A 17,255-nucleotide genomic window follows, 5' to 3' on the forward strand; every position below is an offset into this window, starting at 1 on the left:
CATTTGTTTCAGCTTTTTCATTCAAATAAGCATCAATAAAAACCCGACTCATGGTCAGGTTTTTATTGATGCTTATTTGAAATTCTGTTTACAATATCGCTCAATTTGGTTTTAAGAATTTCAGGTTCCAAAATAGTTGCATAATCTGCAAAAGTTATCAACCAACGCGGAAAACCGTCGTTAATCCATTCTGTTTCAAAGATAAGTTCTACCTCATTTCCTCTATCAATTTCTTCTATTAAACCGTAATATTTTTTAGAATTAGCCAAATGATTTATAATTTTTTTCTCGACAAGAAGCCTTACTTTCGTTTTATTTCCGTTTGAACTTTTACGATAATCGTTTATCTGTCCATATTCTTGCAAAAAAGGATTTTGAGTTTTGAAAATCTGAAGAATCCTGTCAACACGAAACTGCCTGAAATCATTTCGCAGCGTACAAAAAGCCATGATATACCAATAATTAAACTCAAAGAAAACACCAACAGCTTCGATTGTTCTCGTTGAAATTTTGGAATCAACGGTTTTATATTCCATTATTAACTGCTTCTTTTCCGCAATACTTTCAAGAATAATAGGAATAATATTTCTGATGTTGTCTTCCGGTTTGGGATGATAATTATAAACGTCAATCTGTTTTTCGATATTCTGAATTAAATTTTTATCCGAATGTTTCAGTACCGAACGAACTTTTTCCATTGCCGTTTGATAATGATTTCCTAAACTTTGGTGTAAAAATTTCTGCATCAGTTTTTCCGCAGTGATGAAACTCAAAACCTCTTCTTTTGTAAACATCACTGGCGGAAGTTTGTAGCCTTCCATTAAAGAATATCCGCTTCCTGCTTCTCCAACAATGGGAATTCCTGCGTTTTCAAGTGTCTTTACATCACGATAAATCGTTCTTACACTCACGTCAAATTTTTCAGCCAAATCTTGTGCTCTTACAATCGGCTTTGACTGTAATTGAGTAAGAATAGCCGTTACCCGGTCAAGTTTTTTTAAATAATTGTCGTTCATTTTGCTGATATTAGCTTTAATATCAATCTCTATCTTAATTATCCTTATATGTGTTTACAAGTTTATCGAGATTGAGACTTCTGGCCGAAGCATCAAAAATTTCTCGATACGTTCCGTTGATTTGAACAAGCTCATCATGAGTTCCACTTTCTACAACTCTACCTTTTTTCATCACGTAAATTCTATCCGAATCTAAAATTTGAGATAAAGAGTGCGAAATAATAATTACAGTTCTGCCTTCTTTTATGGCGTCTAAAGAATTTTTAATCTGCTCCGTCGCAATAGCATCAAGACTTGCGGTAGGCTCATCGAGGAAAATAATCGGAGGATTTTTCAAAAACAATCTTGCAATAGCTATTCTTTGTTGCTGACCTCCTGAAAGTTGTGTAGCATCATGTTTATAACCTTCCGGCAAATCTAAAATCTGCTCATGCAAATAGGCTTTTTTTGCAGCTTCCTGAATTTCTTCAAAACTGGCATTCATATTTCCGTACCTGATATTATCTTCAATACTTCCCTGAAAAATATGGTTTTTTTGAAGCACCAAACCCAAATCATCACGAAGAAAAGTATTATCATAGTCATTCAAATCTACTCCATCCAACAAAATTTGTCCTGATTCCGGAAGATAAAATTTACACAATAGATTAATTATAGTAGATTTTCCTGCTCCACTTAACCCAACCAGAGCTGTTGTTTTTCCGTTTTCTATTGTCATGGAAACATCGTGTAAAGCCTGAGTTCCGTTAGGATAAGAAAAATTAATATTGTTTAATACAAAATTGCCTTTAATGTCTTTTTCTACAAAATTTCCGTTCGGTTCTTTTTCGTTGTCAGCATTTAAAATATCAAAATATCCTTCTGCATAAATCATCGCGTCATTCATATCATCATAGATCCTATGTAACTGACGAATAGGCGCAGAAACATTATTGAAAAGCATAATATGAAGCATAATTGCACCAATGGTCATTTGCTGGTCTAAAACCAAATAAACCGTCAAAAGGATAATCAAAACTACTCCAAACTGCTCGATAAATGTTTTTAAACCATCATAAATAAAATTGGTTTTTCTTGTAAACATCTGACTTTCCATTAACTGCATTTGCAAATCATATTGTTTTTTTCCTTCAAACTTCTCACGAACAAAACTTTTAATAACCATAATCGAGTTAATTAAGTTTAATAATCCCGAAGTTTTTTGCTCACGCTGATTTCTTAAAGTTCTTCTCACTCCACCCAGTTTTTTTGCCTGTAGAGAGCTTATATAAAAGTAAATCGGAACAATAATCGTAGAAACCAACCCAACATACACATTTTGCATATACATGATAATCAATGCAATAATCGCATTTGAAAACAATGGAAGTATATCAATAAAAAAGTTCTGGACTAATCTTGTTAAACTTTCAATTCCTCTATCAATTCTTATTTGAAGTTTCCCTGATTCATGGTTTTCATCATTAAAATAGGCGACTCTATAAGTCAGGATCTTATCAATTGCCGATTGAGCCAAAACTGAACTCACATTAATTCTAATTTTTTCACCATAAAATTTCTGCCCGAAATTGATGAAAATATTCAACAGCTCTTTTCCTAATAAAATAATGGAAATCACTACCAAAATATGAATGCCTTCAGACATAGGATGAGGTAAATGAGTGAGCTTGGTAACTTCATCAACTGTATATTTTAGCACAATTGGGTTCACCTGCGCTGCTAAAGCTCCCAAAAACGTAAGAAATAAAGTTCCGTAAATCATTAAACGATAAGGTCTAATGAATGGAACCAATTGTTTATATATTCCTAATAAAGTGACTGTTCTGTTGAATGGTTTTGACATAGAAGTTATTTTAACTAAAAAACGTACCGTTTTCAAGAGAAAAGGTACGTTTTATTATATTTTTTAGCAAATATTCTGCTTATTTTAAACTTTTATCCTTCGTAATGATAAGTTGTCAAATAATGCAATTCAGGCTTGCTTGCAGCTTTTGATTCGGCTTCTGCCTGTTCTAAAGAATATTGAGAATTGATTTCCTTTTTCTGAAACACAAAAGAATTATTTGCGTTTTTATCAACAACATCATTAAATATATGTTCAAGCTCTGAATTTGCCAACGATGCAAAACTAATATCTTCAAAACCATACATCAATCTTAGATTATCAATCTGCCCAAAATTATCATCCACAAAACTTTGCAATTGAGATTTTGAATCAAAATTTCCTGCCCAAATATTATAAGCATAGGTCTTAGTTTTTGGTTTATCCAAAATACTCTGATAAACAAAATTTTCACCAAGATACGCTTCTCTTACCTGCGGATCATTTGCCAAATCTTCGGGAAGACCTTCTTTTAGGATTTTCCCTTCAAACATAATGTATGTCTTATTAGTAATCGCTAACGTCTGTTGAACATTGTGATCGGTGATTAAGATTCCTATATTTTTATCAACCAAACTTCTTACAATTTTCTGAATATCTTCAACTGCAATTGGGTCTACCCCTGCAAAAGGCTCATCCAAAAGAATAAAGTTCGGACTTGTTGCCAAACAACGTGCAATTTCCGTTCTTCGCCTCTCTCCTCCCGAAAGAAGATCTCCTCTATTTTTACGAACATGTTGCAATGAAAATTCTTCAATCAGCTCATCACATTTTATCTGCTGTTCACGTTTTGAAAGTTTCGTCAACTGCAAAACTCCCATAATATTTTCTTCCACAGAAAGCTTTCTAAAAACAGATGCTTCCTGAGCAAGATATCCAATACCCTTTTGAGCTCTTCGATACATCGCATCGGATGTGATTTCCTGCTTATCAAGAAAAATTCTACCTGAAGTGGGCTTAACCAAACCTACAATCATATAAAACGATGTCGTTTTCCCTGCTCCATTTGGACCAAGCAACCCAACAATTTCTCCTTGCTGAACCTGTACAGAAACGCCTTTTACAACTTTTTTAGGACCGTATTCTTTGATTAAGTTTTCTCCTCGTAAAATCATAGAGCAAATATATAAAAATGCCAAACAAAGTTTGTATTGTGTAGAATTATTGTTTGATTTTGTTTAAGTAAAATAAAAGTTTCTAAATAGTAGCTAAAACTTTACCATTATCTTTAATTTCCATAATTTTAGTATACCAAATCTAATATTATGGCAACCAATAAAGAACTCACAGAATTAATGGCATTAGACCTTGGTCTTAATATCGTTAACAGGCGACCTTACGCAAAAGAAGTTTTCAAATGGCAGGATATCGACTTACTTCCACATTCATCAACAGATACTCTACTTTGCGAAATTTTTGAATGGAATGGAAGAAATTGGCGAACAACAGGTAATAATTTAATCGGTTTTTTATTTTCAGGAGAAAATTTAACTCATATAAAAGAACAACTTATCAATGTTCCGAAAAATCCTGCATTGATTCCTGATTTTGAATTTACAAAAGAAAGCATGATAGAATATGGACTTTCACTACCTTCACTTTTCAACATCGGAATCAATGGAAATATTAAAAACTTAAAAGATTTTTCAATAAAAGTAAATGGTGTTACAAAATCAAGAATAACAAATATAGATTCTCCTGGGGTTGAAATTCTGAGAAACTATTCGGAGTTTACTCAAAGTAGGTCTAAAACGTATCGAAAAAATGTGAAGTTCAATTATTTAAGCACATCACTATTTTATGCCGAAAGTGTAGAAATTTATCTTGAAAAAGAATCAGCTGTTTCTTTAGATATTAGTTTTCAAACTCAAAATATTGAAATTGAAGCTAAAACAGATACCGATACCAAGAAAAACTTCATTTTAAAATATACAGGAAACCAAGCCCCTTTTGCTGCAAAATTTACAAAAGGTAAAGACTTTGATATTTCTTAAACTAGTTTTAAATTAAAAAGTTATGAATTATGAGTTTAGTATTTAAACTCATAATTCATAACCCATAATTGATGATTTAAAAATTATTTATTCAAAATCATCGCTGCTTCTTTCGCAAAATATGTAAAAATCATATCTGCTCCCGCTCTTTTAATACATGTAAGACTTTCAATGATTGTTTTATCATTATCCAGCCAGCCGTTTTGAGCAGCAGCTTTTACCATTGCGTATTCTCCACTTACATTATATACAGCAATAGGAAGATCGATCAGTTCGCGCACTTTAGACACAATATCCAAATACGGAAGTCCCGGTTTAATCATAATAATGTCAGCTCCTTCTTCCACATCTTTAAAAACTTCATTTAAAGCTTCGCGAGAGTTATGAAAATCCATCTGATATGTTTTTTTATCTTTTGGAATTTCCATATTATCTTTTGGAGCACTATCCAAAGCACTTCTGAATGGTCCATAAAAAGAACTTGCATATTTTGCAGCATAACTCAAAATCCCAACATCAGTAAAACCACTTTCTTCCAATGCTTCACGAATTATCTGCACTCTACCATCCATCATATCACTTGGTGCCACAATGTCAGCTCCTGCTTCCGCATGCGAGACAGACATTCTTGCCAAAGCATCATTCGTGGCATCATTTACAATTTTCCCATTTTCAATAATACCATCATGACCATAAATAGAATATGGATCTAAAGCCACATCAGGCATTACAATCATTTCAGGAACAGCATCTTTTATTGCTCTAATGGTGTTTTGCATCAATCCATTTTTATTCCATGCTTCTTTTCCCGTATTGTCTTTTAAATTTTCTGAAACTTTCATGTAAAGATTTACAGCCTTTACCCCCAAAGAAAATAATTCTTTACATTCTTTTACTGTTAGATCTATACTCCTCCTGAAAATCCCCGGCATTGACGGAATTGGTTCCTGCACGTTTTCACCCTCCATTACGAAGATTGGCATTACGAAATCATTAGCTGTAAGCACATTTTCTCTTACTAAACTTCTTATAGATTCATTAACTCTTAGCCTTCTGTTTCTTGAATATATCATTTTGGAATACTTTTTGAATAAGTTTCTGCAAATTTACTACAACTTCTACAAAAAAACTATTGCACAAGATTGTAGAATTATTTATTTTTGTTATTAATCTATTCGCAAAAAACTATTTTGGATGAAAAAACTTTTACTTTTATTTATATTTTTGGGCACTTTTGTTGGATTTTCCAGCAATATGAAAGCACAAATAAAAGAACCAGGAGCCTTCTCTCAGAAGTCGGATGACGGTGTTCTTGTTGCTTATCCCAACCCTGCGAAGGATTTTGTTATCTTTAAAGCTAAAGATTCTTCGTTAAAAATAAAAAGTGTGACTTTTTATTCAATTCTAGGTACTCAGGTTGCTAATTATTCAGTAAACATGAATTCTGGTGAAGTAAACATCGAAAAACTAAAGCCTGGAAAATACTTAATCCGATACATATTGAGTGACAATACAATGAAGGTCACCCAAATTGTAAAACAATAAGCTAAATCCTGATGAAAATCAGGATTTTTTCTTTTAGCTTCAAATCTATTTTTAATTATTCCGTAACTTTCGAAACATTTTTATACTAATTATAAAAAACAAATTAATGCTAAAAGCTGAACATATTAGAAAGACCTATAATGCAGGTAAAAAAATAGCTTTGGATGATTTTAGCATCCATGTTCCAAAAGGTAGTATTTATGGTCTTTTAGGTCCGAATGGAGCCGGAAAAACATCTTTTATCCGAATCATCAATCAAATAACACAAGCCGACTCCGGAAACGTGTTTATCAACGGAGAAAGGCTCAATCCAAATCATATTAAAGACATCGGTTATATGCCTGAAGAAAGAGGGTTGTACAAAAACATGACTGTTGGCGACCAGCTTCTTTATTTTGGTGAACTGAAAGGAATGAGTAAAAATGATGCACTGAATGAAGCTAAGAAATGGTTTGAAAAACTGAATATTGACCAGTGGTGGAAGAAAAAACTTTCTGAACTATCGAAAGGTATGGCTCAAAAGATTCAGTTTGTTGTAACTGTATTACACAGACCTCACCTCTTGATTCTTGATGAGCCTTTTTCAGGTTTTGACCCTGTAAATGCAAACCTAATCAAAGATCAAATTATTGACCTTAAGAATAACGGAACGACAATTATTCTTTCAACCCACAGAATGGAAAGCGTTGAAGAAATGTGTGATTATGTTGCATTGATTAATAATTCTCAAAAAGTTCTTGACGGTAAAGTCTTTGACGTAAGAGAAAAGTTCAAGAAAAATATTTTCGGAATTACACTAAGCGAAGTAGATGATACACAATTTGAAAATTTTAAAAGCAAACATGAAATTTTCAATTTTTCAAATGACAATAATTTAGTATCATTCGACATCAAAAATGTAAATGAACAAAATCATATTCTTTTAGATTTGGTAAACGTCGGAAAAGTAAGATCATTCGACGAAAGAATCCCAAGTATGAATGAAGTATTTATTAATGCTGTAAGTAATAATTCTTAATTTATGAACAATATTTTTTTAATTACAAAAAGAGAATTTCTTACACAGGTTAAGAAAAAATCTTTCATTATATTAACTCTGTTGGCTCCTTTAATGATAATCGCATTTGGGTCTGTAATTGGTTTAATGTTTAAAGCCAATGAATCTCATAGCATTATTGAAGTTGTAGACAAGAGTGGATTATTTAGAGGACAATTGAAATCAGACGACAAACTCAATTACATTTTTGTATCTGCTGCTGACGAAAGTTCTAAAATCAATAATTTAAAAGACAATGAATCATTAGACGGAATCTTGATTCTACCTGAGCTGAAAAATCAAAATTTTGATGATTTGCAGAGTAATTCAAGGTTGGTTATCAATACGAAAATAGGTTTTGACACTAAGCAAAGAATTGTATCTGATCTTATAAACGTCATTAAAAAGGAAAAAATAAAGCAATTAGGTATTGCCGAAACACAACTTAATGACCTTGACAAAAGCTTCACCTTGAAAACCATCAATGTTTCGGAAAATAATAAAGAAGATTCTGACCTTACTTTTGGAGTAAAAACCGGGTTAAGTATGGTTTTAATGTATGTAACCTTTATGTTCATCATTATTTATGGTGTTAGAGTAATGAGAAGTGTTTTAGAAGAAAAAAACAACCGTGTTGTAGAGATTATTATTTCTTCTGTAAAGCCTTTCGAGCTAATGATGGGGAAAATTTTAGGAGTTACATTGGTTGCCCTGACTCAGTTTATCATTTGGATTGCAATGTCTGTGGTTGGAGCTTTAATTTTAAATACCGGCTTCTCTGCAATGCAACAAAATATACCTGGTGGAAACGAAGAGATAGTAAGCAAACTGGATATTACCCAAATAGCAACTCAGGTTTCTCACAGTTTATTAGAACTTAATTTCCCTCTGATTATCGGAGTTTTTATCATTTATTTTTTATTAGGATATATATTTTACAGTTCAATCTATGCAGCAATTGGTTCCGCAGTTGACAATGAAACTGAAACACAGCAATTCACACTATTTGCAATATTACCATTAATGTTGGGCATGTATGGAAGTTTCTCTTTAATGAATAATCCAGACGGACCTTTAGGTTTTTGGTTATCAATTATACCTTTCACATCACCCGTCGCAATGATTGCCAGAATTCCTTTTGGTGTACCTGTTTGGCAATTAGCATTATCTATTGTATTATTATTAGGAACAACCATTTTTATGATATTCTTAGCCGGAAAAATTTATCGAGTAGGAATTTTGATGTACGGAAATAAAGCAACCTTAAAAGAAATCTGGAAATGGATTAAAGGTTAAAATTAAATTAATAGCAACAAAAAATCCTGAGAATTATTTTCTCAGGATTTTTGTTATTTTAATATTGAAAAATTTTATTTAAAAATGTAGCTAAGACCTACACTAATAACTTGCTCAGACTTCGATTTATCCACTCCGCCTGGTTCTTTTCTAAGATCTGGATAAGTATCTGAAACGCCTAAATCATATTTTAAAGCAATCTCTAATTGTCTTTTGTAACTATATCCTACACCCAAACCTACACCAAAGTTAAAACCACTAGCTTTACCACTATAAGCATAACCATCTACATCAGGATTATAATAAGGTCTTGCAGTAGGAGCATTTTTTACTTTCTGACTTATCAAGAAATTAAATCTTGGACCTACTAATCCAAAGAATTCTGATTCAGCCTCTGAAAAATATCCTTTAAAATAGATTGGAACACTTAAATAGTCATTTGCATATACTGCATTATAACCATCTTTTCCTTTGGCATCCTTATCTTTACCAGATTCTCCAGCTCCGTAATATAAAACTTCGGGCTGAATAAAAAACTGATTTTCATTTCCTACAGGTATTAAAGCTAAAGCTCCTGCTTGAAGAGTAAATCTTGGTCCCGAAGGATTGTGAGCGTTCTTTACTCTGGAATAATTAGCTCCAGCCGTAACCCCAAATCTCGTACTACTAAAATCAATTTGAGCAAATGATAAAGTAGAAAGAACTAAAGCTGAGGTTAATAAAATTTTTTTCATATGTTTTGTTTTAATTATCCTAAAACTTTTGCAATAGTTGCACCAATTTCAGCTGGTGAATCTACCACATTGATACCATTTTCTTTCATGATCTCCATTTTAGCCTGAGCTGTATCTTCAGCACCACCAACGATAGCTCCAGCATGTCCCATTGTTCTTCCTTTAGGAGCAGTTTGTCCTGCGATGAAACCAACAACAGGTTTAGTTGAGCCACTAGCTTTATACCATCTTGCAGCTTCAGCTTCAAGACCACCACCAATTTCACCAATCATAACAACAGCTTCTGTTTCAGGGTCGTTAATGAATAATTCTAATGCTTCTCTTGTAGTTGTTCCAATGATTGGGTCACCTCCAATACCGATAGCCGTAGAAATACCATAACCAGCTCTTACAACTTGGTCTGCTGCTTCATAAGTAAGTGTACCAGATTTAGAAACGATACCTACTTTACCTTTTTTGAAAACGAAACCTGGCATAATACCAATTTTAGCTTCTTCAGAAGTAATGATTCCAGGGCAGTTTGGACCAATTAATCTGCAATCTCTGTCAGCGATATAAGATTTTACTTTTACCATATCAGCTACAGGAATACCCTCAGTAATACATACAATAACTTTAATACCTGCTTCAGCAGCTTCCATAATAGCATCTGCAGCAAATGCAGGCGGTACGAAAATGATACTTACGTTTGCTCCAGCTTTTTCAACAGCATCAGCAACAGTATTGAATACAGGTTTTCCTAAGTGCTCGCTACCACCTTTTCCTGGAGTAACACCACCTACTACGTTTGTTCCGTATTCAATCATCTGACCTGCATGGAAAGTACCTTCGTTCCCTGTAAATCCTTGTACAATTACTTTAGAATCTTTGTTTACTAAAATTGACATTTTATTATAATTTTAATTTATTTATTATTTTTATTAATGCTCACAAATTTACTTAATTTTCTTTGATTTTAAATAAAACCTTGCAATTTGTTTATTTGAGATTTCTCAGCTTGACTTCTTTTTTCAAATAGGTCTTAAAATCTTCCGCAAACATCCCGATATAAGTACCTTTCTCAAGGTCTCTGTTTACTCCGGTTTTTCCTAAAAGTATCGAACCGCTTTCAATTTTATTTCCGGAGGCGATACCTACTTGCCCCCAAAGTGTTACTTCATCTCCAATTACACAACATCCTGCGATTCCGACTTGGGAAGCTATTAAACACTTTTTTCCGATAACAGTATCGTGACCGATTTGAATTTGATTATCTAAAACAGAACCCTCACCAATAATTGTAGAATCTGTCACACCTCTGTCAATCGTACAACCATTACCAATTTCCACATTATTTTCAATAACAACATTGCCTACAGAAATAAGACGGTCAAAATTTCCGTTTAATTTTCTGTAGTAGAATGCATCTCCTCCCAAAACTGTATTGGACTGAATAATTACATTATCTCCGATTACAGTTCTATCTCCAATAACAACGTTCGGAAAAACAAGTGTATTCTTTCCTATTTTCACATTATTCCCTATCACTACCGAAGAATGAATTTTTGTTCCTTCTCCAATTTCAGCATCATGAAGTTCTTCTGTAAAATTATATATTCTCGTAAAATGAGTGTTGATTTTATTAAAATCTCTGAAAGGATCATCCGAAACCAAAAGCGCTTTTCCTTCTGGGCATTCAACTTCTTTATCAATTAAAATAATTGTTGCCGCAGAATTTAATGCTTTATCATAATATTTAGGATGATTTACAAAGACTATATCTCCCGGTTTAACCATATGGATTTCATTGGTTCCTAATACTTCAAAATCTTCGGAACCAACAAATTTCGCTCCGATAAGTTCAGCAATATTTCTAAGTTTTTGCGGAGATTGAAATTTCATATTTTTAAATTATTATTATAAAAAAGAATGAACTATTAATAGTCCATTCTTTTATTAATTATTTTTTACTAAATAAATATTATAAAGCAATAATAATATACATATAATGAAAATTATTAATAAATTCTTTCTAATATTCTTCGTATATTCTTTGTCTATAAAATAAAGCAAAATCCAACCAAAAAAACAAATGATTGCCGTGAAATCTCTGATATATTGGAAAGTCTGCATTAAATCAACAAAATTATGCTTTTATTTTACTCTTTCTAAGTAAGAACCGTCTTCTGTACTCACTTTAATCTTATCTCCCGGTTCAATAAATAGAGGAACCATTACTCTTGCTCCTGTTTCTACGATAGCATTTTTCAGGGCATTTGTTGCAGTATTCCCTTTCACACCTGGGTCTGCTTCAATTACATCTAAGTATACAGACTGAGGAAGTTCTGCAGAAAGTGGAGTTTCATCAGCTTCTTTCAAAATAATAGTAACTTCTTCTCCTGCTTTCATGAATTGTGAATTTTCAATCATTTCTTTATTAAGGTACAATTGAGAGAAATCATCGTTGTTCATGAAATGGAAACCATTCTCATCATCATAAAGATACTGGAATTTTCTTGTGATAACTTTTACTTCATCAATCTTGTGACCTGCAGAGAAAGTATTATCTATTACTTTTCCGTTTGTTACTGATTTTAGTTTTGTTCTAACGAAAGCAGGACCTTTACCTGGTTTTACGTGTAAGAATTCAATTACCTTAAAAATATCGTTGCTGTACTCAATACAAAGTCCTTTTCTGATATCGTTACTTGTTGCCATTAATTTTTTATATTTATTTTTCTTTTATTTAGAGTGTTCCTTCCATCCTGGTGGAGCCATCCTTCTGTATAACTCATTAGTATTTGGGTTATACGGATTATTTTTAAATAGATTATTAGATTTAAAATCATCCTTATATGTGTCATTTAATAAATTATTATTAAATGTATTCATATTATTCTTTAAGTTATTTAAATTTTTCTGAGTATCAGAGCCATACTGATTAGTATATCCAAAGTTTGGCTTATTATGATTCTCTTTTAGAATACTATTCAAATTACTTTTAGCTAAACTATCACTTTGTTTGCTATTAATCTTTCTTTCAATTGTTGAAATTTTATTTTCTTTTTCAACCTTCAATCCTTCTACCTGTTGTCCTTGTACAAAAGACATACAAGACAACAATATTAATAAGACTGAACTTTTCATTCGATTTTTTTTGAAATTAATTTAATTACTATCTTTTCCCGTTCCGTATCCTTTTACAATTCCTCTCGGTGAGTTTTGAATGAACTGTAAAATTTCATCTCTTTCTGCTGTGGGAAGCATTTCTTTTTCAATATAATGAATCGCTTGAGAAACATTCATTTTCATCTGAAAAATAGCCCTGTAAATTTTCTGAATTTCAAAGATTTTTTCATTTGTAAACCCTCTTCTTCTTAATCCTACAGAATTAATACCTGCATAAGACATTGGTTCTCTTGCAACCTTTACATAAGGCGGAATATCTTTTCTCACCAAAGTACCACCAGAAATCATCACATGCTTCCCAATTTTACCAAATTGATGCACTGCTGATAAACCTCCCATTACGGTATAATCACCAATTTCAACATGTCCTGCAATTCCACAACCGTTTACAATAATAACGTGATCTCCAATTACACAGTCGTGAGCAATGTGAGAAGTTGCCATAATAAGACAATTCGAGCCTATTTTAGTATAACCTAAAGCTTTAGTTCCTCTGTTTACCGTTACACATTCTCTAATCGTGGTCTCATCTCCGATAATTACCTGAGTATCTTCACCATCAAACTTTAAATCCTGAGGAATAGCTGAAATTACAGTTCCTGGAAAAATTCTACAATTTTTCCCAATTCTTGCTCCATCCATTATGGTAACGTTTGGACCAATCCAAGTTCCTTCTCCGATTTCCACATCACCTGCAATTGTAGTAAAAGGTTCTACAATAACATTTTTGCTGATTTTCGCACGTTTATCAACGGCTGCTAATTGATGAATCATTTAATCAATTTTATTTTTTGCAACTTGAGCCATTAATTCTGCCTCTACTGCTATACTATCCCCAACATATCCATACCCCTGCATATGAACTATACCTCTTCTAATAGGTTCGATAAGTTCAATTTTGAAGATAATTGTATCTCCCGGAACAACTTTTCTCTTGAATTTTACTTTATCAATCTTAATAAAATAAGTAGAATAGTTTTCAGGATCCGGGACACTTGCTAATACCAAAATACCTCCTGTCTGTGCTAATGCTTCAACTTGTAAAACTCCAGGCATAACAGGCTCTTTAGGAAAATGTCCAACGAAGAAAGGTTCATTCATTGTTACATTTTTAAGCCCTACAACATGTGAATCTGAAAGCTCAAGAATTTTATCAATTAATAAAAACGGAGGTCTGTGAGGCATAAGCTTCATGATTCCGTTGATATCAAACACAGGTTCTTTTGTAAGGTCAAAATCAGGGACGTTTTTCTTTTTTTGCAATTTCCATTGACGATTCAATTTTTTTGCAAATTGTGTATTAACGAAATGTCCTGGTTTATTAGCAATTACCTTACCTTTTATTTTCACTCCTGCTAAAGCCAAATCACCAATTACATCTAGTAATTTATGCCTTGCAGCTTCATTTGGATAATTTAAATTTAAATTATCAAGAATTCCGTTTGGTCTTATTGACACGTTATCTTTACCAAAGGCTTTCTTCAGTTTTTCTGTAGTTTCGGGAGTTAAATCTTTATCTACATATACAATTGCATTAGAAATATCTCCACCTTTGATCAATCCGTGATCTAAAAGCATCTCTAACTCGTGCAAGAAACTAAATGTTCTTGCAGACGAAATTTCATCCTTAAACTCAGAAATATTTTTAAGAGTAGCATTTTGAGTTCCTAGAACCTTAGTCCCAAAATCTACCATTGTAGTAATTTCGTAATTATCTGAAGGAATAATTGTAATCTCGGAACCTGTAGCAGGATCATTATAAGTAAGAACTTCTTTTACTACCAAATATTCTCTCGCAATATTTTGTTCTACTACACCTACTTTTTCAATAGCTTCAACAAAAAACTTTGATGAACCATCTAAAATTGGAGGTTCAGAAGCATCCATTTCTAAAATTGCGTTATCAATATCACAACCAACCAAAGCTGCTAAAAGATGCTCGCAAGTAGTAATTTTTACTCCTAATTTTTCTAATGTTGTTCCTCTTTCTGTTGCTACAACATAATTTACATCTGCCTCTACTTGAGGGTGTCCCTCTAAGTCAGTTCTTACAAATACAAAACCTGTATTTTCTTTTGCAGGTTTTATGGTAAGTTTTACTTCTCTACCGGTATGAAGACCAATTCCAGAAAGAGTAACCTCTTCCTGAAGTGTTTTTTGCATATCACTCATTAGTTTTATCTTTTGAGTTATTCTCAAGATTATTTATTCTGCTTACAATTTCAGTGAAATTTCTGAAATGCACATAATTTCTCAAATAGTCATTATAGCTGATTGCAGGTGAACCGTACAATGTTTCTCTATCATTCACACTAGAATTCACACCACTTTGCGCCTGAATCCTCACCTGATTTCCTATTTTGATGTGTCCTACAATTCCAACCTGACCTCCAATCTGATTCCAGTCACCTATCACCGTCGAACCTGCAATTCCTGCCTGCGCTGCAATTACATTATTCTGACCAATTTTCACATTATGAGCAATCTGGATGAGATTATCTATTTTAGTTCCTTTTCCAATAATCGTGGAACCTATAGTTGCCCTGTCAATACTACAATTAGAACCAATTTCCACATCATCTTCAACAATTACATTTCCTAATTGAGGAATTTTTTTGAATCCTTCTTTTGTAGGCTGGAAACCAAAACCATCTCCACCTATCACTGTATTGGAATGAATCACACAATTATCACCGATAATACAATAATCATAAATTCTGGCTCCACTATCAATTTTACAGTTTTTACCAATCTTTACTCCTTTCCCTATATATACTTGGGGATAAATTTGTGTTCCTTCACCTATTTTTGCTTTTTCAGATACATATGTAAATGTTCCAATATATACTTTATCTCCTATTGTAGCTGTAGGATGAATAGAAGATCCCTCTTCAACTCCTTCTTTTCTACCTTGCATTTCCTGATACAGATTCATTAAAATCTGAAAAGAAAGATAAGCATCTTTTACTGCAATAATGGTAGAATTATAATTATCTTTTACAATAAGTTTTTCAGAAACAATCAAAACAGAACATTTTGAGGTATCCAAAAAATGAGAGAATCTATCTTGTGCTATAAAAGAAAGATGTCCTGATTCCCCATTCTCAATTGGTGAAACCCCTGTAATAAGTGTATTTCCGTCACCTATTATTTTTCCGTCAATAAAACTGGCAATTTGCGAAGCTGTAAATTCCATATTCTGCAAAGATAAGAAATTCTATAATTCACAAACATTTTTTAGTTTTAGCATACTAAATTTTAATATACTTTAAGATTTCTGACCCTCTATTTCTCTTGGAAATGTTAAGATATATCTGGTTGTCTTATTCACAATAAGTCCTGATAAAAGCTGATTTTGTGACTCTTCAAGCCTCAACTTTGTTCCATTTTTCTGAAGCAAATAAATAGGTTGCTTTTCGGTATCGTAAGGAAGAAGCTTCCTTTTGATTTCGTGTACCAGCTCATTCCCATTATTGATTTCAAAAAATTCATTGGTATTTATTACTTTTTCTTCAATAAATCTTTCATCAAACGGATGTGAAGAAATAATAGTTTTAGGTAAGTTTCTCTGAATTACACATTTACACCAATAAGACAAAATAAAATCTTCTGATTTCTGCCAAAACTTCATAGCCTGAATCACATCATTATCATCCAATTGTGTGAATCTTTCCACATCCTCATCAGATGCGGCAGCTTTTCCTCGATATAAAAAATATTTTAAATTTTCAGACGCAGGCAGATCAACTCCCTGAGAAACAAGATATTTTGCTCTTTCTAAAATTTTCACCAAAAGAAACTCTGCAAGAGCCGAAGTTTTATGATAGTATACCTGCCAATACATAAACATTCTTGCAGTAAGGAAGTTTTCAATAGAATAGACACCTTTAGCATCAATCACCAATTCCCCTTCTTCACAAACATTCATCATAGAAATAATTCGCTGTGTGTTTATATTTCCCTCGGAAACTCCCGTGAAAAAGCTGTCTCTATTTAAATAATCCAATCTATCAACATCTAATTGAGACGAAATGAGCTGATTAAAAAATTTTCTATGATATTTCCCTTGAAACATTTCAATCGCAATAGACAATTCTCCTTTAAACTCTACATTTAACCTATTCATCAATAGCAATGACAGTTTTTCGTGATGCCAATCATCCATCAACATATTTTCTAAAGCATGTGAGAACGGACCATGACCAATATCATGCATTAAAATTGCCAACATTGCTCCTTTTTCTTCTTCTTCAGAAATTTTCACACCTTTTTGCTTCAATGTTTCCAAAGCTGTAAACATCAAATGCATTGCGCCAATTGCATGATGAAATCTTGTGTGTGTAGCTCCTGGAAAAATCAGATTTAAAAGTCCGGTCTGCCCTATCCTTCTCAATCTTTGAAAATACGGATGCTCAATAATATCAAAAAGAATTTCGTGTGGGATCTTGATAAAACCGTGAACAGGATCATTGATGATTTTTAGCTTATTCTGCATTGAAAGGTCAAATATTAATAAACAAATTTAAGTATTTTAAATTTTAGGCTTTAATTAATTTATCATTAAAAAATAAACCTATACTATTT

16 protein-coding genes and 1 pseudogene are annotated in these 17,255 nt (G+C 32.6%); 4 read left to right on the plus strand and 13 right to left on the minus strand.

Going from position 1 to position 17,255, the window contains the following annotated elements; all coding sequences use genetic code 11:
• Positions 1-62: 62 nt before the first annotated feature.
• The 3 genes and pseudogenes from OH806_RS00940 to lptB all read right to left on the minus strand — a co-directional run.
• A complete protein-coding gene (locus OH806_RS00940; RefSeq protein WP_264741816.1) occupies positions 63-1,016 on the minus strand; it encodes a helix-turn-helix transcriptional regulator in 954 nt (317 codons plus the stop codon).
• A 34-nt stretch (positions 1,017-1,050) separates the two neighbouring features.
• A complete protein-coding gene (locus tag OH806_RS00945) occupies positions 1,051-2,778 on the minus strand; it encodes an ABC transporter ATP-binding protein (RefSeq protein WP_264742318.1) in 1,728 nt (575 codons plus the stop codon).
• 509 nt (positions 2,779-3,287) lie between these two features.
• Positions 3,288-4,013 (minus strand): annotated as a pseudogene (lptB, locus tag OH806_RS00950) (LPS export ABC transporter ATP-binding protein); the annotation flags it as partial.
• A 150-nt stretch (positions 4,014-4,163) separates the two neighbouring features.
• On the opposite strand from lptB, the gene OH806_RS00955 reads away from it, so the two are divergent.
• The gene (locus OH806_RS00955) at positions 4,164-4,892 is read left to right on the plus strand and encodes a hypothetical protein (RefSeq protein WP_264741818.1); all 729 of its coding nucleotides are present in this window, start codon (positions 4,164-4,166) and stop codon (positions 4,890-4,892) included.
• Between the two features lie 83 nt (positions 4,893-4,975).
• Here OH806_RS00955 and hemB read toward each other — a convergent pair whose 3' ends face one another.
• Positions 4,976-5,965 (minus strand): porphobilinogen synthase, encoded by a 990-nt coding sequence (gene hemB, locus OH806_RS00960; RefSeq protein ID WP_264741819.1) that lies wholly within the window; start codon positions 5,963-5,965, stop codon positions 4,976-4,978.
• A 121-nt stretch (positions 5,966-6,086) separates the two neighbouring features.
• On the opposite strand from hemB, the gene OH806_RS00965 reads away from it, so the two are divergent.
• The 3 genes from OH806_RS00965 to OH806_RS00975 all read left to right on the plus strand — a co-directional run bounded on the left by OH806_RS00965 (position 6,087) and on the right by OH806_RS00975 (position 8,769).
• On the plus strand, positions 6,087-6,437 hold the full coding sequence (locus tag OH806_RS00965) for a T9SS type A sorting domain-containing protein (protein WP_264741820.1): 351 nt from the start codon (positions 6,087-6,089) through the stop codon (positions 6,435-6,437).
• Between the two features lie 106 nt (positions 6,438-6,543).
• On the plus strand, positions 6,544-7,455 hold the full coding sequence (locus tag OH806_RS00970) for an ABC transporter ATP-binding protein (protein WP_264741821.1): 912 nt from the start codon (positions 6,544-6,546) through the stop codon (positions 7,453-7,455).
• A 3-nt stretch (positions 7,456-7,458) separates the two neighbouring features.
• Positions 7,459-8,769 carry an ABC transporter permease gene (locus OH806_RS00975; protein ID WP_264741822.1) on the plus strand — a complete coding sequence of 437 codons (1,311 nt, stop codon included), beginning with the start codon at positions 7,459-7,461 and terminating at the stop codon, positions 8,767-8,769.
• Positions 8,770-8,843: 74 nt separating this feature from the next.
• Here OH806_RS00975 and OH806_RS00980 read toward each other — a convergent pair whose 3' ends face one another.
• The 9 genes from OH806_RS00980 to OH806_RS01020 form a co-directional block, all read right to left on the minus strand.
• The gene (locus tag OH806_RS00980; RefSeq protein WP_264741823.1) at positions 8,844-9,503 is read right to left on the minus strand and encodes a porin family protein; all 660 of its coding nucleotides are present in this window, start codon (positions 9,501-9,503) and stop codon (positions 8,844-8,846) included.
• Positions 9,504-9,517: 14 nt separating this feature from the next.
• Positions 9,518-10,390: a succinate--CoA ligase subunit alpha gene (gene sucD / locus OH806_RS00985; protein ID WP_264741824.1), complete on the minus strand. Its 873-nt coding sequence runs from the start codon at positions 10,388-10,390 to the stop codon at positions 9,518-9,520.
• Positions 10,391-10,481: 91 nt separating this feature from the next.
• Positions 10,482-11,384 (minus strand): UDP-3-O-(3-hydroxymyristoyl)glucosamine N-acyltransferase, encoded by a 903-nt coding sequence (locus tag OH806_RS00990; RefSeq protein WP_264741825.1) that lies wholly within the window; start codon positions 11,382-11,384, stop codon positions 10,482-10,484.
• Positions 11,385-11,636: 252 nt separating this feature from the next.
• Positions 11,637-12,200, minus strand: coding sequence for an elongation factor P (gene efp / locus OH806_RS00995; protein ID WP_264741826.1), 564 nt, complete (start codon positions 12,198-12,200; stop codon positions 11,637-11,639).
• 24 nt (positions 12,201-12,224) lie between these two features.
• Positions 12,225-12,629, minus strand: coding sequence for a hypothetical protein (locus OH806_RS01000; RefSeq protein WP_264741827.1), 405 nt, complete (start codon positions 12,627-12,629; stop codon positions 12,225-12,227).
• Between the two features lie 21 nt (positions 12,630-12,650).
• Positions 12,651-13,445, minus strand: coding sequence for an acyl-ACP--UDP-N-acetylglucosamine O-acyltransferase (lpxA, locus tag OH806_RS01005; RefSeq protein ID WP_264741828.1), 795 nt, complete (start codon positions 13,443-13,445; stop codon positions 12,651-12,653).
• On the minus strand, positions 13,446-14,843 hold the full coding sequence (locus tag OH806_RS01010; RefSeq protein ID WP_264741829.1) for a bifunctional UDP-3-O-[3-hydroxymyristoyl] N-acetylglucosamine deacetylase/3-hydroxyacyl-ACP dehydratase: 1,398 nt from the start codon (positions 14,841-14,843) through the stop codon (positions 13,446-13,448).
• A complete protein-coding gene (lpxD, locus tag OH806_RS01015; protein WP_264741830.1) occupies positions 14,836-15,867 on the minus strand; it encodes a UDP-3-O-(3-hydroxymyristoyl)glucosamine N-acyltransferase in 1,032 nt (343 codons plus the stop codon). The genes OH806_RS01010 and lpxD overlap by 8 nt, the downstream gene beginning before the upstream one ends.
• A 72-nt stretch (positions 15,868-15,939) precedes the next feature.
• The gene (locus tag OH806_RS01020) at positions 15,940-17,166 is read right to left on the minus strand and encodes an HD domain-containing protein (protein WP_264741831.1); all 1,227 of its coding nucleotides are present in this window, start codon (positions 17,164-17,166) and stop codon (positions 15,940-15,942) included.
• Positions 17,167-17,255 lie beyond the last annotated feature (89 nt).

Source organism: Chryseobacterium oryctis, assembly GCF_025971925.1.
GTDB classification, from domain to species: Bacteria; Bacteroidota; Bacteroidia; order Flavobacteriales; family Weeksellaceae; genus Chryseobacterium; species Chryseobacterium oryctis.

Excerpts from the sequence above, each read along its gene's own strand:
- OH806_RS00940 (WP_264741816.1), bottom strand. The coding sequence starts at position 1,016 with ATGAACGACAATTATTTAAAAAAACTTGACCGGGTAACGGCTATTCTT.
- OH806_RS00945 (WP_264742318.1), bottom strand. The coding sequence starts at position 2,778 with ATGATTTACGGAACTTTATTTCTTACGTTTTTGGGAGCTTTAGCAGCG.
- OH806_RS00955 (WP_264741818.1), top strand. The coding sequence starts at position 4,164 with ATGGCAACCAATAAAGAACTCACAGAATTAATGGCATTAGACCTTGGT.
- hemB (WP_264741819.1), bottom strand. The coding sequence starts at position 5,965 with ATGATATATTCAAGAAACAGAAGGCTAAGAGTTAATGAATCTATAAGA.
- OH806_RS00965 (WP_264741820.1), top strand. The coding sequence starts at position 6,087 with ATGAAAAAACTTTTACTTTTATTTATATTTTTGGGCACTTTTGTTGGA.
- OH806_RS00970 (WP_264741821.1), top strand. The coding sequence starts at position 6,544 with ATGCTAAAAGCTGAACATATTAGAAAGACCTATAATGCAGGTAAAAAA.
- OH806_RS00975 (WP_264741822.1), top strand. The coding sequence starts at position 7,459 with ATGAACAATATTTTTTTAATTACAAAAAGAGAATTTCTTACACAGGTT.
- OH806_RS00980 (WP_264741823.1), bottom strand. The coding sequence starts at position 9,503 with ATGAAAAAAATTTTATTAACCTCAGCTTTAGTTCTTTCTACTTTATCA.
- sucD (WP_264741824.1), bottom strand. The coding sequence starts at position 10,390 with ATGTCAATTTTAGTAAACAAAGATTCTAAAGTAATTGTACAAGGATTT.
- OH806_RS00990 (WP_264741825.1), bottom strand. The coding sequence starts at position 11,384 with ATGAAATTTCAATCTCCGCAAAAACTTAGAAATATTGCTGAACTTATC.
- efp (WP_264741826.1), bottom strand. The coding sequence starts at position 12,200 with ATGGCAACAAGTAACGATATCAGAAAAGGACTTTGTATTGAGTACAGC.
- OH806_RS01000 (WP_264741827.1), bottom strand. The coding sequence starts at position 12,629 with ATGAAAAGTTCAGTCTTATTAATATTGTTGTCTTGTATGTCTTTTGTA.
- lpxA (WP_264741828.1), bottom strand. The coding sequence starts at position 13,445 with ATGATTCATCAATTAGCAGCCGTTGATAAACGTGCGAAAATCAGCAAA.
- OH806_RS01010 (WP_264741829.1), bottom strand. The coding sequence starts at position 14,843 with ATGAGTGATATGCAAAAAACACTTCAGGAAGAGGTTACTCTTTCTGGA.
- lpxD (WP_264741830.1), bottom strand. The coding sequence starts at position 15,867 with ATGGAATTTACAGCTTCGCAAATTGCCAGTTTTATTGACGGAAAAATA.
- OH806_RS01020 (WP_264741831.1), bottom strand. The coding sequence starts at position 17,166 with ATGCAGAATAAGCTAAAAATCATCAATGATCCTGTTCACGGTTTTATC.